The organism is Pseudogulbenkiania sp. FW507-F1, assembly GCF_058781125.1.
Genome location: NZ_JBYSWM010000005.1, coordinates 31996 through 46520 on the forward strand (window position 1 = coordinate 31996; position 14525 = coordinate 46520).

The 14525-nt window shown below is 62.6% G+C and carries 15 protein-coding genes; 8 read left to right on the top strand and 7 right to left on the bottom strand.

Features of this window, described 5'->3' with window-relative positions; all coding sequences use genetic code 11:
* Positions 1–23: 23 nt before the first annotated feature.
* On the top strand, positions 24–1175 hold the full coding sequence (locus tag AC3WG5_RS04545) for a LytR C-terminal domain-containing protein (RefSeq protein WP_492567956.1): 1152 nt from the start codon (positions 24–26) through the stop codon (positions 1173–1175).
* A gap of 300 nt (positions 1176–1475) precedes the next feature.
* A complete protein-coding gene (locus AC3WG5_RS04550) occupies positions 1476–2552 on the top strand; it encodes a calcium:cation antiporter (RefSeq protein ID WP_492567957.1) in 1077 nt (358 codons plus the stop codon).
* 206 nt (positions 2553–2758) lie between these two features.
* On the opposite strand, the gene AC3WG5_RS04555 is transcribed toward AC3WG5_RS04550, so the two are convergent.
* The 7 genes from AC3WG5_RS04555 to AC3WG5_RS04585 form a co-directional block, all read right to left on the bottom strand.
* On the bottom strand, positions 2759–3112 hold the full coding sequence (locus AC3WG5_RS04555; RefSeq protein WP_008952853.1) for a hypothetical protein: 354 nt from the start codon (positions 3110–3112) through the stop codon (positions 2759–2761).
* Positions 3113–3227: 115 nt separating this feature from the next.
* Positions 3228–3725 (bottom strand): phosphatidylglycerophosphatase A family protein, encoded by a 498-nt coding sequence (locus tag AC3WG5_RS04560; RefSeq protein WP_492567958.1) that lies wholly within the window; start codon positions 3723–3725, stop codon positions 3228–3230.
* Positions 3709–4659 carry a thiamine-phosphate kinase gene (gene thiL, locus AC3WG5_RS04565; RefSeq protein WP_492567959.1) on the bottom strand — a complete coding sequence of 317 codons (951 nt, stop codon included), beginning with the start codon at positions 4657–4659 and terminating at the stop codon, positions 3709–3711. Before thiL ends, AC3WG5_RS04560 begins: the two co-directional genes overlap by 17 nt.
* 60 nt (positions 4660–4719) lie before the next feature.
* Positions 4720–5166, bottom strand: a complete 447-nt coding sequence (gene nusB, locus AC3WG5_RS04570; protein WP_008952856.1) for a transcription antitermination factor NusB — start codon at positions 5164–5166, stop codon at positions 4720–4722.
* 65 nt (positions 5167–5231) lie between these two features.
* Entirely contained in the window at positions 5232–5699 is a 468-nt protein-coding gene (gene ribH / locus AC3WG5_RS04575; RefSeq protein WP_294863485.1) for a 6,7-dimethyl-8-ribityllumazine synthase, read from the bottom strand.
* 41 nt (positions 5700–5740) lie between these two features.
* The gene (gene ribBA / locus AC3WG5_RS04580; protein ID WP_014087457.1) at positions 5741–6847 is read right to left on the bottom strand and encodes a bifunctional 3,4-dihydroxy-2-butanone-4-phosphate synthase/GTP cyclohydrolase II; all 1107 of its coding nucleotides are present in this window, start codon (positions 6845–6847) and stop codon (positions 5741–5743) included.
* Positions 6848–6946: 99 nt separating this feature from the next.
* Positions 6947–7558, bottom strand: a complete 612-nt coding sequence (locus AC3WG5_RS04585; protein WP_492567960.1) for a riboflavin synthase subunit alpha — start codon at positions 7556–7558, stop codon at positions 6947–6949.
* Positions 7559–7728: 170 nt separating this feature from the next.
* Here AC3WG5_RS04585 and AC3WG5_RS04590 point away from each other — a divergent pair, with 170 nt between their 5' ends.
* The 6 genes from AC3WG5_RS04590 to AC3WG5_RS04615 all read left to right on the top strand — a co-directional run bounded on the left by AC3WG5_RS04590 (position 7729) and on the right by AC3WG5_RS04615 (position 14521).
* On the top strand, positions 7729–9339 hold the full coding sequence (locus AC3WG5_RS04590) for a peptide chain release factor 3 (RefSeq protein ID WP_008952860.1): 1611 nt from the start codon (positions 7729–7731) through the stop codon (positions 9337–9339).
* 6 nt (positions 9340–9345) lie between these two features.
* Entirely contained in the window at positions 9346–10197 is an 852-nt protein-coding gene (locus AC3WG5_RS04595) for a mechanosensitive ion channel domain-containing protein (protein WP_492567961.1), read from the top strand.
* 49 nt (positions 10198–10246) lie between these two features.
* Positions 10247–10891: a TetR/AcrR family transcriptional regulator gene (locus AC3WG5_RS04600; protein ID WP_008952862.1), complete on the top strand. Its 645-nt coding sequence runs from the start codon at positions 10247–10249 to the stop codon at positions 10889–10891.
* Between the two features lie 129 nt (positions 10892–11020).
* On the top strand, positions 11021–12292 hold the full coding sequence (locus AC3WG5_RS04605) for a PqiA/YebS family transporter subunit (RefSeq protein WP_492567962.1): 1272 nt from the start codon (positions 11021–11023) through the stop codon (positions 12290–12292).
* A gap of 4 nt (positions 12293–12296) precedes the next feature.
* Positions 12297–13946, top strand: a complete 1650-nt coding sequence (pqiB, locus tag AC3WG5_RS04610; protein WP_492567963.1) for an intermembrane transport protein PqiB — start codon at positions 12297–12299, stop codon at positions 13944–13946.
* Positions 13943–14521: a PqiC family protein gene (locus AC3WG5_RS04615; protein WP_492567964.1), complete on the top strand. Its 579-nt coding sequence runs from the start codon at positions 13943–13945 to the stop codon at positions 14519–14521. The genes pqiB and AC3WG5_RS04615 overlap by 4 nt, the downstream gene beginning before the upstream one ends.
* Positions 14522–14525 lie beyond the last annotated feature (4 nt).

Below are 14525 nucleotides of genomic sequence, written 5' to 3' on the forward strand. Positions count from 1 at the left end.
ACATAACTTGATAGACAGTCGCTATGAAAGGCCTGATCATGAAAACAAAGTATATGGCGTTGCCGTTGTTATGCCTTGCACCTTTTCTGCAAAGTTGCGAATCCACTCCGCCAAAACAAGCATGGGAAATGCAGCCGTTGATGCGGGTAAGCAACTCCAATGATAGTCCGGCTGCGTACTACCAACTCGGCCGCTACTACCAGGGACAGAATCGAGCTGACAAGGCTATCCCAGCCTTTCAGAAAGCTCTCGCTCTGGATAGCCAGTATGCCGAGGCCCACAATGCACTGGGGGCGTTATATGCGGCACAAGGCCGTTACGACATGGCCATTGCCGAATTTCAAAAAGCACTGACCACGTCCCCAGGCAGCCCTCATTTCCTCAACAATCTTGGCTACACCCTCTATCTGCAAGGCCACTATGCCGAAGCCGCCGCCATCTACGAGAAAGCGGTGGCACTAAGCCCCTCCGACCTCAAAATCGTCAATAACCGCAACCTCACCTTGGGCAAGCTGGGAGGACGAGAGCAAGCTAAACCGGCGCCGCTGCTGGCCGGCATGCCACAAGCCACTCCCTCCCCCACCACCCTGGCCTCGGCTAGCGATCCCACGAAGACAGCAGTCGATCAGAGACGGCAGGACACCATAGTCGCAGTGGCAACACCTCTGGCAAGCGCTCCTCCGCTGATATCATCGCCCGTACCTTACACTGCGGAGGAAGGGCATCCCGTGCAAAAAACTGCCATTGAACCTCCGAGCACTGACCGCCATGAGCCGCAACAGGAAAAGAATGCTCCAGCAGCCATGTTGACCTGGAAAGAAACAACGAAGGCCGCAATGACTCACCCCGTTCCGCGTGTTGAGGTGTCGAATGGAAATGGTGTCACTGGAATGGCGAAGCGGGTCGGCTATGCGCTTGCCAATCAAGGCTTCGCAAAAGCTCGCCTCACCAACCAGAAACCCTTCCAGCAATCGGTAACGCTGGTGGAGTACCGACAAGGCTTTGCTCCCGAAGCGGAAAGACTCAGCGCCAGCCTGCCGGTCAAGCCAATGATCAAGGAAAAGAACGATCTGAGAACCAGCACGGACATACGCTTAGTGCTAGGAAAGGACGTGAAGCGCAACATTGCTCTTGTAACGCCGAAACAGCAACCCATCCGCTTCGCGCTCAAATGACAAGCTGGATGCACGGGAACTACAGCAGCAATACCAAACCATCCAGCCACTTGAATTTTGCACTGTCTCTCTGTTTTACCTGAGACCGGTCGGGTTTCGTTCTCGGAGAAAATACCCACGACCTCAAGCAACGACCACTTCTCTGACAAAGGCAGACCCAGTTCCATCCTACGGCCCCTTTGCCATCAGGAACTTGGCGCGCCCGATCGAGGGCCAAAACAGTTGCTGGTTTAGCGCCGCGTCACACGTCAGCTCAGTGTTTGTTATGATATTCCGGATCAATACAACTGCGGATTTTTGATGAAGGCCATACTCTCCGAAAAAAACCTTTTGATCGCCACTTTTGTGGCGATTGTTCTTTTTGCCCTTGAGCACAGCCTGCTCCAGATGATCAAACCGGTAGTTTTTGTTGTCATCGTCATTCTGCTCGCCACCATCATGGGCGCCGCCCTGCGCGTGGCTTACCATGCCGAGATGCTGGCGGTGAAGCTGGGCGAGCCCTACGGGACGATGATCCTGACGCTATCGGCGGTATTGGTGGAGGTGGTGATTCTGGCGATCATGATGCTTTCAGGCGGCGGTCCCACCCTGGCGCGCGACACGGTCTATTCGGCGCTGATGCTGGACATCAACGGCATACTCGGCTTTGCCGCCATCATCGGCGGACTGAAGCACGGGGAGCAGCCGTATAACCTCGATTCGGGCAACAGCTACGTATCGATGATCCTAGTGGCGGTAGGCGTGTCTATGTTCGTGCCCGAATTTGTGCCACAAGAAAAGTGGCAGGCCTACTCAGCCTTTACCATCGTGGCGATGGCGCTGCTTTATGGCCTGTTCTTGCGCCTGCAGACCGGCAAGCACAGCTATTTCTTCGATTACGCCTACGAGCACCAGGAAGAGCACGAACACGGGGCCGAGAGCATTTCGACCGGAAAGCACGCTGGCCTGCTGGTGCTGAGCATCGGGTTGATCGGGGTGTTGTCGGAATTGATGGCGGCTTTCCTGCACGCAGGCCTGGAAGGCAGCGGGCTGCCCGCGATCGTTCCGGCCATCCTGGTGGCCTTGATTTCGGCGAGCCCGGAGATTCTGACCGCGATGCGGGCCGCCGTTGCCAATCGCATGCAATCGGTGCTGAACATTGCGCTGGGAGCATCGCTGGCAACCGTGGTTCTGACCATCCCAGTGATAGAGGGGATTGCCTTGTTTACCGGCCAACCAATCCAGATGGCGATGACTCCCGCGCAGACCGCCATGGTGCTGCTGACCCTGCTGGTGGCGACCATCAACTTGCACGATGGGGAGACCAACGCCATCGAGGGCTACACGCATGTGGCACTGCTTGCCACGTTCCTGTTTTTGGCCGGGATCGGGCTGTAGAGGCTTGGCGGGAACCTCAAAGAGGGGCAGATGGCCCGTCCTGCGCGGGATGGGTGAGACGTTGAGGAACCCATCTGCACCTCCTGCGCGTTGCTGATGGGTTGCGACGCCAGCGCCTTCACCCATCCTACCGACGGAAAGAAACGTGGCTGGAGTAGAGGCCGTCGTTTCCGGCGGGTATAGGCTTAATGGACGCCCAGCCCGGCTTACTTGCGACGCTTCGGCTTTTGCCCGCTATCGGGCTGCAAAAACAGCGGGTCGGCATCGAACAGCATGCCGGTACGACCAGTCTGGGACTGACAGGCGATCAGCAACGCCCGGTTGATCGCCTCTTTCTTGCTGACCCCCCACCATTCGATCATCTTGTCGAGCGACTTCTGCGCCTCGCGATTGAGTTCCACGGTGATCGACAACTCCTGCAGGCGGTTGCGGCGCAGTTCGCGGCTGCGCCGCTTGCGCTCGGCCACGCTCATGGCGCGCTCACCCAACGGCTTGCGGCCGGGCTTTTTGCGCACCCCGCCAATCAGGTCGAGGGTGTAGTGATCACAGGGGTCTATCATGCAATGGTGACGGGTCACGTTGGAGGGGCGCAAGAATACCACGAAGCGGCTTGCAGCGGGAGACCCTCGCTGTCTCTAGAGCCGATTCAGGCCGGTTTCCCGACCCCGATCGACCTCATACCAGACCAGACCCGCTGGCCAGCCATAGCACGGCCATGGCAAACAACGCGGCGATCAGATCGTCCAGCATCACCCCGAAACCACCGTGAACGTGGCGGTCGAACCAGCGGATCGGCCACGGCTTGACGATATCGAACAGGCGGAACAGCCCGAATGCCAACGTCCAGCCGGGCACGGTGAATGGTGTTATCGACAGCACCAGCAGCATGGCGACGATCTCGTCCCAGACGATGCCGCCGTAGTCGTGCACTCCCAGCGCATCCCCGGTCACCTGGCACACCCAAACGCCAAAGGCGAACAGGGGCAGGCTCAGCGCTGCCAGCAACGCTCCGTCGACCCCGACCCGATGCAGCAGCCAGGCCAGCGGCAAGGCGGCCAGCGTGCCCCAGGTGCCCGGTGCATGCGCCGCCAGGCCGGAGCCAAAACCGAACGCCAGGAAGTGGGCCGGACGGCGCAGGACGAAGGCCCAGTCAGGTTTACGCAAAGTGGTCAAACCCGCCCCTTTGCAGAGTCACCGGCTGCCCGGCGGCATCCAGCAGGCGGCTTCCCTGCCCCGCCACGATACGGCCGATACGCGTCAGCGTGCAGTCCAGTTCTTCGGCCAACCCTTGCAACTCGGCACGGGCCGAGGACGCGGCGGTGAAGCACAACTCGTAATCATCACCCCCGGCCGCGATGGCGTCGGCCAGCTGGCCGCGGTTTTCCGCCATCCAGGGCAAGGTCGGCAAGGATTCCAGCCACACCTCGGCGGCGACGCCAGAGCGCTCCAGGATGTGACCGAGATCGGCCATCAGGCCGTCGGACACGTCGATCGCGGCGTGCGCCACGTCCAGCAAGCGCTGGCCGAGCGCGACGCGCGGCGTGGGGTAGTCGAGCTTGCGGCGACAGACGGCGAGCACCTCCGGTGGAAGCGCGACATCGCCACGCAGCCGCTGGCCCACCGCCAACGCGGCCAGGCCCAGCTCGCCGCTGACCCAGACGTCGTCCCCCACTTGGGCAGCATCGCGCCGCAACGCCTGGTCGGCAGGGGCTTCGCCGAAGATGGTGACGGAGAGCGTGAGCGGGCCACGCGTGGTGTCCCCGCCGATCACGCTCACACCATGAGCTTCGGCCAGGCCGAAGAAACCGGCAGCGAACTCGCTGGCCCAGTGCTCGTCGACTTGGGGCAAGGCCAGTGACAGCACGGCCCAGCGCGGCGTGGCTCCCATCGCAGCGATGTCGGAGAGGTTTACCGCCAGCGTCTTGTGACCCAGCGCCCTCGGTTCGACATCGGCAAAGAAGTGCCTTCCCTCCACCAGCATGTCGACCGAAACATGCAGATCGTGGCCGGGAGTCGGCCTGACGATGGCCGCGTCATCCCCGACCCCGAGCACGGCGTTAGCCGCCGGTCGGGTGAAGTGGCGCTGGATCAGTTCAAATTCATTCATGGGCACACACGTAAAAACACCCGCCGGCAGCGGGTGTTGCTGTGAAAATAGGCGCTTTATTTAGTGAGCGCGACGGGAGCGCTGCGAGGCGACCTCGTCCGGGCGCACGTCGGCGGCCAGTTTGTCGAGCACACCGTTGACGAACTTGTGACCATCGGTGCCGCCGAAGGTTTTGGTGATCTCGATGGCTTCGTTGATGATCACCGGGTACGGTGTTTCCGGATGCTGGGTCAGCTCCAGGGCCGCCATCAGCAAGACCGCGCGCTCAACCGGGCTGACTTCGTCGGCCGGACGCTCGTAGTAACGGTCGATCTTAGGCGACAATTCAGCCGCATCTTTCAGTACGCCGAACAGCAGCGTACGGAACAGCGCTTCGTCGGCCTTGACGAAATAGTCGTTCTCGCGCAGGTGTTTCTCGATCAGCGAAGCCGGACGGTCCGGGTTCAGCTCCCACTCGTAGATGCCCTGAACGGCAAATTCGCGCGCGCGACGGCGAGACGTTTTCATGTAATGCGAATCCTTGTCTTTAAAGAACGATGGCGACGCGACGCGGCGCCGGCAGAGGGAACGGCTTAGCCGCGCAACGCCTTGCGCAGGTTGACCATTTCGATCGCGACACGGGCAGCCTCGCGGCCCTTCTCGATCATGCGGGCCTCGGCCTGCTCGTCGGTTTCGGTGGTCAAGATGGCGTTGGCAACCGGGATGTCGAAATCGAGGCCGACACGGGTTACCCCAGCGCCGGATTCGTTCGACACCAGCTCGAAATGGTAGGTTTCGCCACGAATCACCGCTCCCAGCGCCACCAGTGCATCGAAACGGCCGGACTTGGCCATGGTTTGCAACACCAGCGGCACTTCCAGCGCGCCCGGCACGGTAGCCAGGGTGATGTTGGCGGGGTCGACGCCCAGCGCGCGCAGCTCGCCCAGGCAGGCATCGCGCAGACCGTGGCACACGTTCTCGTTGAAGCGGGCCATGACCACGCCCACCTTCAGGCCTTGGCCGTTGAAATCGGAATCGATGCGCTGGATAGCTTCAAGCATGGTGACCTCGCGGCAAATCGGTAACAAAACGGTGCATTCTACTAGATTTCGATGTGGACGTGTTCGGGCTGGCAGAATCCGGTGACCTCAAGCTCGAAGCCGGTCATCGACGGCAGGTTGAGCGGAGTCGACATCAGCTTCATCTTGCCTACCCCCAGCGATTTCAGCATTTGGGCGCCGATGCCGAAGGTTTTGCCATCCCATTTTGCCTTGGGCGCTTCTTGCTGCGGCAAGGCACGGGCCAGCAGATCCAGCCCGGTTTCGTTGCGATGCAGCAGGATCATCACGCCCTTGCCGGTTTCCTCGATGATTTCCAGGGCATTGGGCACGGTCCAGGAGTGGGGGCTGCCGAGCGGATCGATCAGGTCCATCACCGACAGCGGCTCGTGCACGCGCACCAGGGTTTCCTGATCGGCACGGATATCCCCCTTGGCCAGCGCCAGGTGGGTGGCCTGCGTCATGGTGTCGCGGAATACGTGCATATCGAACGAGCCGAACGGCGTGTCGATCGGGCGCTGGCCGACGTGCTCGACCAGGTTCTCGGTCTCGCTGCGGTAGTTGATCAGGCTGGCGATGGTACCGATCTTCAAGCCGTGAGTGGCAGCAAACTCCATCAGCTCGGGCAGGCGCGCCATGGTGCCGTCGTCATTCATGATTTCGCAGATCACCGAGGCCGGCTCCAGCCCGGCCAGACGCGACAGGTCGCACCCTGCCTCGGTATGGCCGGCACGCACCAGCACGCCGCCCTTTTGCGCCTTCAGCGGGAAAACGTGACCCGGCTGCACGATATCGGTCGGCTTGGCCTCGCGCGCCACCGCCACCAGGGTGGTGTGGGCGCGGTCGGCGGCGGAGATGCCGGTGGTAACGCCCTCGGCGGCTTCGATCGACACGGTGAAATTGGTGCCGAAACTGGTGCCGTTGTTGGTCGCCATCATCGGCAGGTTCAGTTGCTTGCAGCGCTCTTCGGTCAACGTCAGGCAGATCAGGCCGCGGCCGTGCTTGGCCATGAAATTGATCGCTTCCGGCGTGACGTGCTCGGCTGCCATTACCAGATCGCCTTCGTTCTCGCGGTCCTCGGCGTCCACCAACACCACCATCTTGCCGGCCTTGATGTCGGCGATGATGTCCTGAATCGGGGAGATGGTCATTTCGGTTTTCCTTGTGCTTTCATGCGGCCGTGCCGGTCGCGTGGGATGTTCGTGGCGGCGGTCATGGGACAGGCTCTTCGGCCAACCCTCTGCCGGATTTCAGTCCTTGCGCTGCGCCAGCACGCGTTCGACGGTGTCGACGATCGCCTGCGTCTGCGGATCGATCTCGATGTTGATGGCGTCGCCGGGCTGGCGGCTGCCGATGATGGTGCGCTCCAGCGTCTCGGGGATCAGGTGGACGCAGAAGCGGTTGTCGTCGACCGCGCCGATGGTGAGGCTGATGCCGTCAATACCGATATAGCCCTTGGTGAGGACATATTTGGCGTGCTCCGCCGGCAATTCGAACCAGATGGTACGGTTGTTCGGGCTTTCGACAACTTCGACGACACGGGCGAGGCACAGGATATGGCCGGACATGGCGTGGCCGCCGATCTCGTCGCCAAAGCGCGCCGCGCGTTCGATGTTGACGCGGTCGCCTACCTTCAGCTCGCCGAGATTGGTGATGCGTAGCGTTTCCTGCATCAGGTCGAAATAGACCAGATCGCCCTCGACACGAGTGACGGTCAGGCAGCAGCCGTTGTGCGCCACCGAGGCCCCCAGTTCGAGTCCCTGCAGCAGGTGGACGGGCAGGCGCACGACGTGGGTGCGGAAGCGTTCTTTTTCTTCGATGCGGACGACCTCGGCGGCCGCCTGGACTATGCCGGTAAACATGGTAAGGGTCTTTTCTGCCGGAGCACTGCGGCCGGTGAACGTGAAACGGCCATGATAACGAAATCCGCGCCTGGTGCCGACGCCCGCACCGGAAAAAGAATCCGGCGCGATGTGCCTGCGACAGGCGTTATCGGGTAAAATTTGGGGTTTTGAATCCAATCTCAAGCCCCATGTCTGCCGAATTGACCCGCATTGCCGAAGAAGTGGCGCGCCGCCGCACCTTCGCCATCATCTCCCACCCTGACGCCGGTAAGACCACGCTGACCGAGAAGCTGCTGCTGTTCTCGGGCGCGATCCAGATGGCCGGCACGGTCAAGGGCAAGAAAACCGGCAAGTTCGCCACCTCGGACTGGATGGAGATCGAGAAGCAGCGCGGCATCTCGGTCGCCTCGTCGGTGATGCAGTTTGACTACCGCGACCACACCGTCAACCTGCTCGACACCCCGGGCCACCAGGACTTCTCCGAGGACACCTACCGCGTTCTGACGGCGGTGGACTCGGCGCTGATGGTGATCGACGCCGCCAAGGGTGTGGAAGAGCAGACCATCAAGCTATTGAATGTGTGCCGACTGCGCTCGACGCCGATCGTCACCTTCATGAACAAATACGACCGTGAAGTGCGCGACTCCCTCGAACTGCTGGACGAGGTGGAAAGCGTGCTGAAGATCCGCTGCGCCCCGGTCACCTGGCCGATCGGCATGGGCAAGAACTTCCGCGGCGTATACCACATGCTGCGCGACGAAGTGCTGTTGTTCGAGGCCGGCGCCGAAAAAATCACGCTCGATCTGGAAGTGATCCAGGGCATCGACAATCCGCGCCTGGACGAGCTGTTCCCGCTCGAGATGGAACAGCTGCGCATGGAGATCGAGCTGGTCAAGGGCGCGTCGAACGAGTTCAATCTGGACGAATTCTTGGCTGGCGAACTGACCCCGGTGTTCTTCGGCTCGGCCATCAACAACTTCGGCGTGCGCGAAATCCTCAACGCGCTGATCGACTGGGCGCCGATGCCGGCCACCCGCGACGCCACGCTGCGCGAGGTAGCCCCGACCGAAGAGCCGTTCTCCGGCTTCGTGTTCAAGATTCAGGCCAACATGGACCCGAAGCACCGCGACCGCATCGCTTTCCTGCGCGTGTGCTCGGGCAGATTCGAACGCGGCATGAAGATGAAGCATCTGCGCCTGAACCGCGACATTGCCGCCTCCAGCGTGGTGACCTTCATGTCGCACGACCGCGAGATCGTGGAAGAGGCCTTTGCCGGCGACATCATCGGCATCCCGAACCACGGCAACATCCAGATCGGCGACAGCTTCTCGGAAGGCGAACAACTGGCCTTCACCGGCATCCCGTTCTTTGCCCCGGAACTGTTCCGCTCGGTGCGCATCCGCAACCCGCTGAAGATCAAGCAGCTGCAGAAAGGTCTGCAGCAGCTGGGCGAAGAAGGCGCGGTGCAGGTGTTCAAGCCGCACAACGGCGGCGATTTGATCCTGGGTGCCGTCGGCGTACTGCAGTTCGAGGTGGTGGCGTCGCGTCTGGCCGCCGAATACGGCGTGGACGCGGTATTCGAATCGGCCAGCATCTGGTCGGCACGCTGGGTATCGTGCGAGGACCGCAAGAAGCTGGAGGAGTTCGAGAAGGGCAACCTGAACAACCTGTCCACCGACGCCGGCGGCAACCTGGCCTACCTGGCCCCCAACCGCGTCAACCTGCAACTGACGCAGGAACGCTGGCCCGCCATCACCTTCCACGAGACCCGTGAACACGCGGTCAAGCTGAACGACTAAGCCGGAATGGAGCGTCTGTTCGACTGGTTGGCCAGCCTCAGCCACCTCTATGTGATCGACATCATCCGCTCGGTTGCGCTGGTGCTGTTGCTGGTGGTGGTGCGCAGCACCGTGATGCGCGCCATTTCGGCCAACCCCAACGTGCCCCTGGAGGTGCGGCGGCGCTGGTCGATCAGCCTGCGCAACGGCTTGGTGATCCTGGGCTTGATCGGCATGGTGACCATCTGGGCCAAGCAGCTGGAGACCATCGCCTTGTCGATGGTCGCCTTCGCGGCGGCCCTGGTGGTGGCCACCAAGGAGCTCTTCATGTGCGTGGGCGGATCGCTGATCCGCACCACCAGCAACAGCTTCGACCTGGGCGACCATATCGAAATCGCCAACCTGCGCGGCCGAGTGGTGGACATCAACCTGTTTTCTACCACCATCATGGAGATCGGCCCGCGCCACGACGCCCACCAGCTCACCGGCCGCGCGGTCTCCTTCCCCAACAGCCTGCTGCTGAGCCACCCTGTGGTGCGCGAGAACTACATGGGCGACTACGTGGTGCACGTCACGACCGTGGCGGTGCCCTACAGCGTCCCGCCGGCCCAGGCCGAACGCCTGCTGAAAGCCGCCGCCGAGGAGGCGTGCGCCCCGCACGTGCAGGCTGCGCGCCAGCACATGGAGCGCATCGCCGCCCGCCACCTGGTCGACACCCCGTCGGTAGAGCCGCGCATTGCCATCTTCCCGATCGACGACAAGCGCTACAACCTCATCCTGCGCATCTCCATCCCCGCCAAGGACAGACATCGGGTCGAACAGGCGATTCTGCACCAGTTCATGTGCCGCTGTTTTCCGGAAAAGGCCGTAGAGCAATAGCTCTAGCCATGGCATACTCACGGCCTTCACCCTGCTGCCACCCTGCCCCATGACCCGAAAACGCATCAAGACGTACGATCGTATCGTCGAGGAAAGCCTGACGCTGTTCAACGAACAGGGCGAACGCAGCATCAGCACCAACCACATCGCGGCCCACCTGGGGATCAGCCCGGGCAACCTGTACTACCACTTCCGCAACAAGGAAGAAATCGTCCTTCAGATCTTCCTGCAATACCGCCGCTTCATCACCGAGCGGCTTGCCGTTCCACCCGAACGCGAGCTGCAGGTGGAAGACCTGGTGAACTACCTCGACACCGCCTTCCTCGCGATGTGGCGCTTCCGCTTCATGTTCTACGACCTGCCCGGCCTGCTGGCGCGCAACCCGCAGCTGCAGAACGAGTACCACCAGTTCGTCAACAGCGAACTGAAAGACATTCTCGGCCATCACTTTCGCGCCTTCATCCAGCTCGGGCTGCTGGAAATGGACGACGACGATATCGAGTCGATCTCGGTCAATATCTGGCTGGTGGTGAAGTTCTGGTTCGCCTTCGAGCAAACCGCCCACCCCAAGGCCGTCATCACAGAAGCGTCGGGCCGGCGTGGCGTCAAGCAGGTGCTCACCCTGCTCAAGCCCTATGTGCAACCGCCCTTCCTGGCCGCCTTCACCGAACTGCGCCGCCGCTACGACAGCTAGACCCGGTCAAACGGCCCCGCCAACTGCCGACACCCCTCGGGCTCGGTGCCCCTCCCTGCCGACCAATACCTCCCTCCGGCGCGGTTTCGACGTAGACTGTCGGTTATATCGCTATCGATCCAGCACAAGATGCCCTCCACCCTGGCCACCCCGTTCGCCCCGGCCGAGCCGATGACCCTGCCCTCGCACGTCATGGCCTGCCCGCAGTGCGGTCTGCACGTCACCCTGCCCGCTCTGCGGGTAGGCGAAGAGGCGTTTTGCCCGCGCTGTGACGAGCACCTGGTCAGCATCCCGCGCTCACCCGTCGACGCCCCCCTGGCCTTCGCCTGGACCTCGCTGATACTGCTCTTGCTGGCGTGCAGCTTTCCGCTGCTCGCCATCGACGTGCAAGGCAACCAGACCCAGATCTCGCTGCTGCAAAACGCCGAGGCAATCTACCGGCGCGACTTCGCCCTGCTGGCCAACGTGCTGCTGCTGTGCGTGCTGCTGCTGCCCGGGCTGTTCCTGCTGACCGTGATCTATCTGTTTTCCGGCATAAAGACCGGGCGCCGGCTGCCCGGCCTGCGGCCACTGGCCACACTGGTCGGGCGGATTCAACCGTGGATGATGGTCGACGTGTTCCTGCTTGGCGCCATCGTCAGCATGATCAAGATGGCCTCCTTGGCCCAGGTGGGTTTCGGGCTGTCGTTCTGGGCGCTGCTGGGCTTCAGCCTGGCGCTGACGCGCACCGGCAGCCTGATCGAGCCGCATTGGCTGCATTACCGCATCAACCTGCTGCATGGCACCGACCCCACGCAGGACCAGGCCGAACCGAGCCATGGCTGCCATACCTGCGGCTTTCTGTCGCCGGCCAGCGAAGCGCGTTGCCGCTACTGCCACGCCACCCTGCATGCCCGTCATCCCCGCAGCCTGCAGAAGACCGCTGCACTGCTGCTGGCCGCGGTGGTGCTCTACGTCCCGGCCAACCTGTACCCGATCATGCTGACCGAGTCGCTCGGCCGTATCACCCCGTCGACCATCGTCCAGGGTATTTTCGTGATGTGGCAGAACCGCTCCTACCCGATTGCCTTGATCATCTTCGTCGCCAGCGTGTTCATTCCCATCGCCAAGATGATTGCGCTCGCCCTGCTCTGCCTAGCCGCCGCCATCCCGCACCAGGTCCACCCGCTGCACCTGACACGGTTGTACCGCGTCATCGATTTTATCGGCCGCTGGTCGATGGTCGACGTCTTCGTGGTCATCATCCTGGTCACGCTGGTGCACATGGGCTCGCTGATGTCGGTCCACCCCGGTGTCGCCGCACTCTCCTTTTGCGGCATGGTCCTGGCAACCATGCTGTCGGCCATGAGTTTTGACGTACGCTTGTTATGGGATGTAAAACAACCGGGTTCAACCGGATAAGAACATGACGAATTCCACTGACGAAAACCAACATCCGGCACGAACCCGGCCACAGCGGCGGCTCTCCATGGTCTGGATCGTACCGATCATCGCCATGCTGGCGGGCTTATGGATGATCTACGACACCTGGAGCAAGCTGGGGCCGGAGATCACGCTGAACATGGCCAGCGCCGAGGGCATCACCCCGGAAAAAACCACCATACGGGTGCTCGACGTCAATATCGGCAAAGTCACCGCCGTACGGCTGAGCCCCGACAACAAGAGCGTGCGGGTCACGGCCCGGCTCGACGCCGGCACCGACTCGCTGCTGAGCGTCGACAGCCGCTTCTGGGTGGTCAAGCCGCGCATCGACAAGACCGGGGTATCCGGGCTGGGCACGCTGCTCTCCGGCGCCTATATCCAACTGCAGCCAGGCAAGTCGCCGGAACGGAAGACGGAGTTCCAGGCCTTGGCGTCGGCACCGGTCACCGGCCCCGATGTCCCGGGGCTGCGGATTCGCCTCAACGGCCAGAATGTGAGGGTGCTGTCGGTGGCCGACCCGGTGCTGTACCAGGGGTTTCAGGTCGGACGGGTTGAAACGGCCCACTTCGACCCGGCCACCCGGCAAATGAACTACCAGTTGTTCATCGAACAGCCCTACGACCGGCTGGTGACTGACACCTCCCGCTTCTGGGTCGCCAGCGGCCTGCAGATCAGCGCCACCGCCGAAGGGCTCAAGATACGCACCGGCTCGCTGGAAACCCTGGTCAGCGGGGGCGTCGCCTTCGACGTTCCGCGTGGCCGACCGTTAGGAGGGCGGGTTGCCAACATGACTCCGTTCAACCTCTACCCGGACCAGGACAGCATCAACGAGCAATACAGCGGGCGGCATATCGATTACCTGGCCTTCTTCGACGAATCGGTGCGTGGCCTGACGGTCGGCGCGCCGGTGGAGTACCGGGGCCTGCGCATCGGCACGGTGCAAGCGCTCCCCTACCCGCTGAAGAGCCAGAAGCGCTGGGTGCTCGGCGAGCGGCGCATTCCGGTGCTGCTGCGCATCGAACCCGACCGCATCGAATCCTTTACCCAATCCCGCCCGAACGACTGGCAGCAAGAAATCGAACGCGCCATTGGCGAAGGGCTCAACGCCCGCCTGAAAACCGGCAGCCTGCTGACCGGCGCCGTGTTCGTCGACCTCGATTTCGACGGCAAGCTGCGCGAACGGCACACCGCCAGCGTCGACGGCCTGCCGGTGCTGCCGACCACCAGCGGAGGGCTGGCCCAGATCGAGACCAAGGTGATCGCCCTGCTCAACAAACTCAACGGCCTGAAGCTCGACACGACGCTGAACACCGCCGACCAGACCTTGGCCGAAGGACAGCGCACCTTGAGCGAGGTACGCCGCCTGACCCAGCGCCTGGACGGATTGCTGGCCCAGCCGGATACGCAGCAGCTGCCTCAAGACTTGCGCGGCACCCTGCAGGAATTGCAGCAAACGCTGAATGGCGTCTCGCCGCAGTCCCCCGCTTACCAGCAGCTGCAACAATCGCTGTCGACGCTGAACCAGTTGCTGCGGGAGATGCGCCCGGTCGTCCGCACCCTGGACGAAACCCCCAACGCCCTGCTGTTCAACCGTTCCGCCCGCGACCCCGAGCCGAAAGGAGCCACACCATGATGCGCTGTTCCGGGCTTGCACTACTGGCCGCGCTGGCCGGCTGCGCCAGCGCACCCGAGGTCCACTACTACCGGCTGTCGGACGAGACCATGGCGGCGTCCCAGTCCGTCGCTGTCGAGGGCAACATTCAGCTCAGCGTCCGGTTACCCGACTACCTGAACGACCGCAACATCGTCTACCAGAGCGACGACGTCACCATCGCCACCGCCCGCCAAAACCTCTGGGCGGAACCGCCGGAGCAAGCCATCGGCCGCCGCTTGAGCGCCGAGCTGGGCCGGTTGCGACCGCACTACGGCTGGTCCACCCCGCTGAGCGGCGGCGGCCCGCGTGATCCGGTACTGGAAGTCGTGTTCGACCAGTTCAACGGCCGCTTCAATGGACGTGCCGTGCTGAGCGGGCACTGGCTGCTACGCGATGGACGGTCGGCGACGCCGAGCCGCCACCCCTTCCGCATCGAAGCCAGCCAGCAAGGGGACGGCTACCCGGCCCTGGTCAGGGCGCTCAACCAGGGGCTGGTCGAGCTGGCTGGGCAGATCGCCCGCCAGTTGCCGCCCCCAGCATTCAAGCCGGCGTAAGCGC

Bases quoted from the DNA above. Each gene is read 5' to 3' on its own strand.
- AC3WG5_RS04545 (WP_492567956.1), top strand. From the start codon at position 24: ATGAAAGGCCTGATCATGAAAACAAAGTATATGGCGTTGCCGTTGTTA.
- AC3WG5_RS04550 (WP_492567957.1), top strand. From the start codon at position 1,476: ATGAAGGCCATACTCTCCGAAAAAAACCTTTTGATCGCCACTTTTGTG.
- AC3WG5_RS04555 (WP_008952853.1), bottom strand. From the start codon at position 3,112: ATGATAGACCCCTGTGATCACTACACCCTCGACCTGATTGGCGGGGTG.
- thiL (WP_492567959.1), bottom strand. From the start codon at position 4,659: ATGAATGAATTTGAACTGATCCAGCGCCACTTCACCCGACCGGCGGCT.
- nusB (WP_008952856.1), bottom strand. From the start codon at position 5,166: ATGAAAACGTCTCGCCGTCGCGCGCGCGAATTTGCCGTTCAGGGCATC.
- ribH (WP_294863485.1), bottom strand. From the start codon at position 5,699: ATGCTTGAAGCTATCCAGCGCATCGATTCCGATTTCAACGGCCAAGGC.
- ribBA (WP_014087457.1), bottom strand. From the start codon at position 6,847: ATGACCATCTCCCCGATTCAGGACATCATCGCCGACATCAAGGCCGGC.
- AC3WG5_RS04585 (WP_492567960.1), bottom strand. From the start codon at position 7,558: ATGTTTACCGGCATAGTCCAGGCGGCCGCCGAGGTCGTCCGCATCGAA.
- AC3WG5_RS04590 (WP_008952860.1), top strand. From the start codon at position 7,729: ATGTCTGCCGAATTGACCCGCATTGCCGAAGAAGTGGCGCGCCGCCGC.
- AC3WG5_RS04595 (WP_492567961.1), top strand. From the start codon at position 9,346: ATGGAGCGTCTGTTCGACTGGTTGGCCAGCCTCAGCCACCTCTATGTG.
- AC3WG5_RS04600 (WP_008952862.1), top strand. From the start codon at position 10,247: ATGACCCGAAAACGCATCAAGACGTACGATCGTATCGTCGAGGAAAGC.
- AC3WG5_RS04605 (WP_492567962.1), top strand. From the start codon at position 11,021: ATGCCCTCCACCCTGGCCACCCCGTTCGCCCCGGCCGAGCCGATGACC.
- pqiB (WP_492567963.1), top strand. From the start codon at position 12,297: ATGACGAATTCCACTGACGAAAACCAACATCCGGCACGAACCCGGCCA.
- AC3WG5_RS04615 (WP_492567964.1), top strand. From the start codon at position 13,943: ATGATGCGCTGTTCCGGGCTTGCACTACTGGCCGCGCTGGCCGGCTGC.